This window comes from Phyllobacterium myrsinacearum (assembly GCF_002980555.1).
In the GTDB taxonomy this organism is placed as follows: domain Bacteria; phylum Pseudomonadota; class Alphaproteobacteria; order Rhizobiales; family Rhizobiaceae; genus Phyllobacterium; species Phyllobacterium myrsinacearum.
On sequence record NZ_PVBT01000029.1, the window covers coordinates 1 to 336 of the forward strand.

A 336-nucleotide genomic window follows, 5' to 3' on the forward strand; every position below is an offset into this window, starting at 1 on the left:
CGGAAAGTGCCGGTTATGCCGCCAACACGGTGCAGCTGTTCGGTGAAGCCGCCTACCGCATCGATACGCCCTATGCCGCCGTCGAACCCTTTGCCGCAGCCGCCTATACCCATCTGAAGACCGATGGCTTTAGCGAGACCGGCGGCATCGCTGCCCTGTCGGCGCCAGCGGCAACGACAGATCTGACCACGACGACGCTGGGGCTGCGCGCCTCGCGCGCCTTCACACTTGGCAATGCCACCACCGTCACGGCGCGCGGCATGGCCGGCTGGCGCCATGCCTATGGCGATGTGGCACCAGAGGCGCAGTTTGCCTTTGCCAGCGGCGGCGAAAGCT

1 protein-coding gene is annotated in these 336 nt (G+C 66.4%); it reads left to right on the forward strand.

From position 1 onward, the window contains the following. On the forward strand, window positions 1-336 hold a 336-nt coding region (locus tag C5750_RS26225), incomplete at both ends, for an autotransporter outer membrane beta-barrel domain-containing protein (protein WP_146118193.1).